The 7,937-nt window shown below is 61.7% G+C and carries 5 protein-coding genes; 1 reads left to right on the top strand and 4 read right to left on the bottom strand.

The window, feature by feature from the left end:
• From ACFCU0_RS15495 to ACFCU0_RS15505, 3 genes are all read right to left on the bottom strand, one after another.
• The coding region (locus tag ACFCU0_RS15495; protein ID WP_434974589.1) for a S8 family peptidase at nucleotides 1-1,421 on the bottom strand (1,421 nt) is incomplete at its 3' end.
• Nucleotides 1,422-1,954: 533 nt separating this feature from the next.
• The gene (locus ACFCU0_RS15500; RefSeq protein ID WP_434974590.1) at nucleotides 1,955-3,313 is read right to left on the bottom strand and encodes a S8 family serine peptidase; all 1,359 of its coding nucleotides are present in this window, start codon (nucleotides 3,311-3,313) and stop codon (nucleotides 1,955-1,957) included.
• Nucleotides 3,235-3,705 carry a protease inhibitor I9 family protein gene (locus ACFCU0_RS15505; protein ID WP_434974591.1) on the bottom strand — a complete coding sequence of 157 codons (471 nt, stop codon included), beginning with the start codon at nucleotides 3,703-3,705 and terminating at the stop codon, nucleotides 3,235-3,237. The genes ACFCU0_RS15500 and ACFCU0_RS15505 overlap by 79 nt, the downstream gene beginning before the upstream one ends.
• Before the next feature lie 638 nt (nucleotides 3,706-4,343).
• Between ACFCU0_RS15505 and purB the strand changes: the two genes are divergently transcribed.
• Nucleotides 4,344-5,642 carry an adenylosuccinate lyase gene (gene purB, locus ACFCU0_RS15510; protein WP_434974592.1) on the top strand — a complete coding sequence of 433 codons (1,299 nt, stop codon included), beginning with the start codon at nucleotides 4,344-4,346 and terminating at the stop codon, nucleotides 5,640-5,642.
• Nucleotides 5,643-5,860: 218 nt separating this feature from the next.
• Here purB and ACFCU0_RS15515 read toward each other — a convergent pair whose 3' ends face one another.
• Nucleotides 5,861-7,231, bottom strand: a complete 1,371-nt coding sequence (locus ACFCU0_RS15515; protein ID WP_434974593.1) for a hypothetical protein — start codon at nucleotides 7,229-7,231, stop codon at nucleotides 5,861-5,863.
• Between the last annotated feature and the right edge of the window lie 706 nt (nucleotides 7,232-7,937).

Here is a 7,937-nt window from a genome sequence, read left to right on the forward strand (position 1 = left end):
CTACCGTTTCCGGCGTAGTACGAACCGTCCGGCTGGTAGTCGCTGTCACCGCCGCCACTCAGCGTGCCACTGTAGAGGTCGCAGCTGGTGCACGGAGCTGTCGAGCCACCGTCGTCACCGCCGTCGTCACCGCCACCGCCGCCCGATCCGTCGGACGTGAGAAGCGAGTAGAGCAGCAGGTTGGGCGAACCGTTCACGCCGGAAATCGCGCCCTGCGTCGCCGTGCTGGTCAACGCGTTGGTGACCTGCGACGGGGAAGCACCGGGGTTGTCTTCCAGGAAGAGGGCGGCTCCACCTGCAACGTGCGGGGACGCCATCGACGTACCGCTAATCGTGTTCGTCGCGGAGTTGCTCGTGTACCAGGCCGAGGTGATGTTCGAGCCCGGCGCGAAGATGTCCACGCACGAACCGTAGTTCGAGAACGAGGACCGGGAGTCAGACGACGTGGTCGAGCCAACGGTGATGGCGTCGGCCACCCGGGCGGGCGACTGGTTGCACGCGTCCGTATTGGAGTTACCGGCCGCCACGACCGTCGTCACGCCGGCATTGATCATGCCCTGCACGGCGTTGTCGATGGTGGAGCTGGCGCCACCGCCGAGGCTCATGTTGGCCACGGCCGGCTTGGTGTGATTTTGCGCGACGTAGTCGGCGCCGTTCGTCACGCTCGAAAGCGTACCGCCGCCGGAGCAGTCCAGAACGCGGACGCCGTAGAGCGTCACATCCTTCGCAACGCCGTATTCACTGCCGCCAACCGTACCGGCAACGTGTGTGCCGTGCCCGTCGCAGTCGACGCCGTTCTGGCCGTCGTTGAACGCGTCGTAAAACGTCGAGGCGCGGCTGCCGAAGTCGTTATGCGTTGGCAGAATACCCGTATCAATGATGTAGGCATTCACACCGGCACCGGTCGCCGTGTAGTTGTAATCGCCGTCGGTTCCGGAGCGAGCATCCACGCGATCAAGACCCCACGTGGCGCCGGACTGTGTGGCATAGGCGTGCACCGTGCGGTCCTGCTCGACGAACTTGACGCGCGAGTCGGAGGACAGGGCGTCAGCTTGTTTCTCCGACACGCCCGCCGCGGTGAAACCCTGGAGGGCCGTCGTGTACGTGTATTTCAGATCGGCAGATTTGCCAAGCATCGAGGTCGCGATCGAGCGAACGGCGGCATCGCTCTTCACGGAAACAGCATCCTCGTGGAGAACCACGATATACTGGCCGGGGATCGGCTCGGATACTTCATCGCCGGGGAGTTCCGAGGACCCGGGTTTGTCGGCCGGGGCATCCTTGCTGAAGGACGACTCGACGTTTGCTTTAGAAGAATCGGACGTCGCCGTGGGCGACGGCGAGTCACATGCCGTGGTGAGTAGGAGCAGCGCCATCACGCCGAAAGCGAGACCGCGCCGTAGTGCGGAAGCAAAGTTCATACAGGGGATGGAAATAATGAGCATCACGTGTCCGGAAATGACAAGCGCCCCCAGCAGGCTATCTGAGCTTCAGCCTATGGATGACCGGGAGGCGCAGCCATTTCCTCGAAAGCACTAACAATCTTAACGGATCGGTCATAATTACGAAACCGAAACTTCACGTTTTAAAGAAAATACATAGACGTGACGGGAACCTTAGTGTTGGCTTATTTTCTGGCGGTAAAATCTACGTTGCGTAAGGTTGGTCATGTATAATTGACATCTGTCACGATGCGCTTCAATGAAGGCGGTGGATGTTGAGGGTTAGGGTGTGGAGCAGTGAGAGAAACGCCGGGCGCTGGCCCCACGAATGCCCGGGAAGATCGAGGAGGCATGCCGTCATCAAAGAGTCCGGAAAAGAGAACGCGGCAGTCCTCCTGAGAGAACCGCCGCGTTGCTCCGGACCGTAACCCGGAGCCGGACACGCGATGCCAAGTCCCTCAATGGGCCGTATAGCCCGGTCGGTGCATGGCAGCGCGATGGGGGACCAAACGTTAGAAGGTGGTTGTCACGGTGCTGGAGCAGGTGTCCGTGCCCGCTTCACACACGGTGTGCGTGTAGGAGGCACCGCCCCGGTTATTTGTTGAGTCCGTGAAGGAGCCGTCGTTCGCCGTCGTCGTGACCGGCGAGCCGTTGCGGTACACGTCCACGTCCGCTGACGTAGCCCCGCTCCACGAAAGCTCGATCTGGTGACGGCCGCGCTGTTTGAACCCGTTCGTGGAAAGGGTGATATTGGCTGTCCCGTCGGATACGCTAACCGTCTGCGTCGCCGAGTCCGTCGTTCCGGCATCATCCGTGACGGTCAGGGTCACCGAGTAGTCGCCTGAGGCTCCGTAGGTATGAGACGGGTTCTGGGCCGTTGATGTCGAGCCGTCGCCGAAGTCCCAGCTCCAGCTACTGACCGACCCGTCGCTATCACTACTTTGGTCGGTGAATGACGCGGTCAGGCCGGAGGTCGTGCTGCTGAAGTTGGCCGTTGGAGACGCGGTGGTCGTGCCGCCGTCGCCGCCCCCACCGTCACCGGTGAAGTCCAGCGTGTACAGGAGGTCGTTGTTAGCCGAATTGGCGTCTGCGACGATCCCCTTCGTGGTGGCGTTGTAGAGAGCATCGCGAACCTGCGTTGGGGAGGCCGACGAGTTCGACTCCAGATACAGCGCCGCCGCTCCGGCCGCATGCGGGGCCGCCATGGACGTCCCACTGATGGTGTTCGTGTCATCGTCGCTGCCGATCCACGCCGATGTGATGCTGACGCCGGGAGTAAAGAAGTCGACGCACGCTTCGTCATTGGCAAAGGAGGCCTTTGTGTCGGTGGTATCCGTCGCGCTGATGGTCATGGCTTCCGTTACCCCGCTCGGCGATCCGTCGCATGCATCCTGCTCGCGGCCGAGAAAGTCACCATTTCCGGCAGCAATCGCGTACTGTACACCGGAAGAGATGCAGTTGCGAACGGCATCGTCGAGAGTCGTGCTGCTGCCGCCGCCGAGGCTCATGTTCGCCATGGCTGGTTTCTGCGCGTTCGCCGTGACGTAGTCGACGCCGGCGACCACACCACTGATCGAACCACTGCCCTGGCAGTCGAGAACGCGTACAGCGACGAGGCTGACGTCTTTTGCGACGCCGTAGGTGCTACCGCCAACGGTCCCGGCGACAGGCGTTCCGTGGCCGTCGCAGTCCTGACCATTCTGACCATCGCCGATAGCATCGCATACCATACTCGCCCGCGACCCGAAGTCGTTGTGCGAGGTCCGAATTCCGGTATCGAGGATGTAGGCCGTCACACCGGCGCCCGTGGCACCGTACGCGTAGCTGTCGTCGAGCGGCAGGTCTCGCTGGTCCGATCGGTCGGGCCCCATGTCGTAGGGCTCTGGGTGCCAATGGCCTGGACGCGCTGGTCGGGCTCGACGTAAGCAGCATCCGGGTTGTTCGTGAGGGCATTTGCCGCCTGCTCGGACGCCCGAATCGAGAAACCCTGAAACGCGGTTTCGTAGATGAACCCCACCTCACCGCTGTGCGCTTTGGCGAGAGCCTGTGCTCGAGATCGGAGTCGATGAACACCGTCTTTGAACACCACGATGTACTGTCCCGGAATCACGTCGGACCCGGACTTCGATGAGCTGTACGTTGCCGGTGTTGGGGATTCCGCGGTTGGTGTTGAAACCGGTGTTCCGTCGTCACATGCAGTAAACACGAAGAGGAGGGCAAGCAGGGCACATGGAACCCCGCGTTTGAGTATGGTCGACATCATAAGAGAAGGGGAAGAAGCAGAAGGAGCGAGAGACGTTGGCCTGCGAAAGACGCCATCGGGTCGATCAATCGAGTAGACTGGAGCTGGTCCACCGCCTGCAGACGCACGCAAGAATGTTCTCCGGCTTGAACGTCGAACGCGTCACCGGAGCGAATCCAGGCGGGTGGGTGGGCCGAGCGCCGAAATGGCGTGGTGTTCGCATGAAGCACACCGGAAACCATAGTTAACTGAGAGTTAAATTAACATTAACCTGTACACAATAATAGTCTTGTGTGCGATTATAAAGAAGGTTGCGTATCTCTGCTAATTTTTTTTGAGATGACGTAATCCGTTCGCTTCTGGCTCGTCCGAGGGGGAATTCCCGGGCGCCGTGTCCTTTGCATGGCAAAACCAGTCGATTCCCGTGGAATATTCTGCGCCGGGTCGTTCTTTCTACCGAAGAGAAGCAAACCGGAGGGGAGAGCCCGGACGTTCGGCGTCGAGCACTCATTCGTCAAAGACAGGGGCCATCGGTCGGCAGAGCCGACCATAGCTCCTCACACAGATTGCAAAGAGATGCTGGCATTCGGGGCGATGCAACCGTTACCTTGAAGGGTGTTCGCATCGTCGCCTGCCGCATAATCTGTCCGACCGTCTGAATGATCGATCGATATACACGCCCGGAGATGGGTGCCCTCTGGAGCGAAGAAAAACAGTATGACTCGTGGCTCGATGTTGAGCTTGCCGCCTGTGCCGCGTGGTCGGAGATCGGCGCGATTCCGCCGGAGGACGTGGAAACGCTCTACGCGGATGCGAGCTTCGACGTCGACCGAATCCACGAGATCGAGGAGGAGACGAAACACGACGTCGTGGCGTTCACGCGGGCGGTCAGCGAAACGCTGGGGCCGGAGAAGAAGTGGGTCCACTACGGGCTGACGAGCACCGATGTGGTGGACACGGCGTACATGGTCCGCTTGAAAAAGGCGAACAGCCTACTACGGACGCAGATCGACCGAACCATCGACACGCTCGCGGCGAAGGCGAAGGAGCACAAGCACACGCTCACGATGGGGCGCACCCACGGCGTCCATGCCGAGCCCACGACGTTCGGGCTCAAGATGGCGCGGTACTACGACGAGATGAAGCGCCAGAAGCAGCGATTCGAGCAGGCGGCCGAAGACATGCGGGTCGGCAAGCTCTCGGGTGCGGTCGGGACATTCGCGCATATTCCACCGGAGGTGGAGCGCCTCACGTGCGAGCGCCTCGGCCTCCGTCCCGCACCGATTTCCACGCAGGTCCTCTCCAGAGACCGACACGCTCACTACCTCGGCGTGCTGGCCGGGATCGGGTCCACGCTGGAGAAGATGGCCGTCGAGATCCGCCACCTTCAGCGGAGTGAGGTCCGCGAGGTCGAAGAATCGTTCGGCTCAGGTCAGAAGGGATCGTCGGCGATGCCGCACAAGCGGAATCCGGTCGGCTCGGAGAACATCAGCGGCTGCGCCCGTCTGCTGCGCGGCTACATGGTCAGCGAGTACGAAAACGTCGCGCTCTGGCACGAACGGGACATCAGCCACTCATCCGTCGAGCGCGTCGTCCTCCCCGATGCGACGACGCTTCTGCACTACGCACTCCGCCGTTTCTCCGGGATCATCGAGCGCCTCGTGGTGAAGGCAGATCGCATGCGCTCGAATATGGAGATGACGTACGGCCTCTATAACAGCCAACGCCTCATGCTGAAGATGATCGATCAGGGCCTAACCCGGGAGGAAGCCTACGACCGCGTCCAGCCCCTCGCCATGCAGGCCTGGGAGGAGGAGCGCCCGTTTCAGGAAATCGTCGCGGCCGCCGACGAGATCACGGAGGTGCTGACCCGGGAGGACATCGAAGACGCCTTCGATCCAAGCTACCACATCCGAAACGTCGACCGCATCTTCAACCGCGTCGGACTCAACGATTGACGGTTGGGGCGTCGATGCGTTGGGACGTTGGGACGTTGGCTCGTTGAGACGTTGATGCGCTGGGACGTTGGCTCGTTGGTCCGTAGAAGCGTTCGCACGTGGGGGTTCACGGCGATGAGAATTGTGGGCTGCGGCCCCGTAAGAGTAAACGGTGACTCCTTCGGTTTTAAGAGTCCGACCTTCGCAATTCGCCGTTCGCAATTCACCCTTCCCCTCCCTCACGGAATGGTCTCGACGATTCGGTCGAACGTTTCCTGAGCGACGGCGGCTGCCACGGCATCGGCCAGAGCCAATTCCAGGTCACGTTCCCGCTTGCGCACGTCTTCCGGACGGAAAAGGCTCGTCTCGGCGCCGCTGAGGTCGAGGTTGCGCCAGTCGCCGTCGAATGCGCCGCGCTCCATCGGCCCTTCGACGTCAACCTCGATCGTGTGCGTCACGAGCGTCCGACCAGCGCGCGGATCGATCAGTCGAATCTCCACGGTGGCGTACAGCTCGCGATCGTACTCCTCGACGAAGAAAGTAGTGTCCCGCGGTTCGGCGGCTTCCCGACCCCGCGTAGCGCCCCGGCCGGACGGCGTTGAAATGGACCACTCGGCCGTTCGAGGGATGGTCTCGACATCGTCGCGCTCCTCCCGGTACCCGACCACGTCGCCCGCTATCACGAAGTCGGTTTCCAGCTGGCGACCGACCCGGGCGGCCTGCTCACGCGAGAGCACGGTGCGGTGGAGGTCGTACCGCCGCAGCACTCGACGCGTCGGCACCGGCGGCACGGAGGCAACGAAGATGGGCGGGTCCGACCAGTAGCGGAGCGTCAGAACGTCGTTCAGTTCACGAAGGAAGCCATCCGGCAGCCTGTCGGCGGCCTCACGCGTCTGCCAGAGCGGCAAGAAGGCCGCCAGGCGCGTCCCTTCCGCGACGGCGGCATCCTGGATCCCGCGTACATCGTCCAGCATGACGCTCTGCTCGGGGAGAAATCCGGCGGCCGTCTCCGCACGGCTGAAGGCCGACCGGAAGGCGCCGCGCTCCATGTCTTGCTCCGCCCATGCGAGATGGACGTCCGCCTGACGCCGGTCGATGTCGCTCAGGGCGCGGTCGCCCGGGGCAAACCGGCGCGCCTCGTCATACGCACTCGCTGCAGCCGACCACTGCCCGTTCGCCTCCGCCTCCTCGGCTCGATCCATCAGCAGCGCGTACGACGCATCCACCGATCGGGCCCGCAGCGACCCGTAATCGGCGGGCTCGTTGATCGAAACGTCGACAGATCGACAGGCGGAGCGCAGGGCGTCGATTCGGTCGAGCGATGCAACCGCATCCAGGGGAGCCCCCGTCTGAAGCCGATCTCGCGACCGCTCCATGAGGTGCGCCATCGCCTCCGTGGCCAGGGTGTTCAACTCGCGTCGTCCGTTCGGCCACCCGGAGTCGTCATCCAGCACCTTCACCATCTCGAAGGCCGCAGCGACCGGTTTCCCCTCCTTCTGGTATGTTTGAACACGCTGATACCGCTCCTCGGTGCTCACGCAACCGGCAAGCAACGCGACAGAAAGAACGAAAAGGAGAGTATGCGCGGAAGGAGAAAGACGCAACGGCATAACGGCGATGAAGGGGCTATTGGGGGATTCTGTCGGTGCGTGGCAGGCATCTTATGCCCGATGGGTCGATGCTACCCCTTTTCGTCTGAAAGAGGCGGGGTCGGGCGTCCCATTCTCAGAAACGAAACGATGAGAACCTGTTTGGCTGGCAGTCTTCGGCAATCCATACATACGGACCTCCCGATGGTCGGTCGTTGCTGTGCTCGTGACACGAGGCTTGGGTGATCCTGTGCACCATGTCTGCTGCGTCATTGAGAGAGAACCCCCATACGGCTTGCGATAGAAGTGAACGGGTGCGCTTACTCTTTGCGATCCATCGGCCAAACAGGGTATGAAAGGGTTCAGCGGTCGGAATGGGGGCCGTGTGAGCGTCACGCTCGATTCCTTCAGGCGCCGGCGGACGTTCGTGACTGAATCGCGCCGTGAAAACAACATAGTGTGTATACAAAATCATTTGCGTGTAAAAAGCAGAAACACGGCCTTATACATACGTGTAACTGGCAGAGCCAGCACATCTCGGGCAAAGGGTAGGGGGCGGTAGTCACTCTCGAGACCGTCACCGTATCACGTGCAGGTCAGCCGTATTCGCCGCTTCCTCTTCACTTCAGAATGAGTTTGACATGGAACGATCCCGGACTTCATCCTCCTGTTCTGCTCCTGGTTGGCTTGTTGCCGTCGTATTGCTGGTCGTCGCTGGGTGCGACGG

The organism is Longibacter sp. (assembly GCF_051155795.1).
Lineage (GTDB): Bacteria > Bacteroidota > Rhodothermia > Rhodothermales > Salinibacteraceae > Longibacter.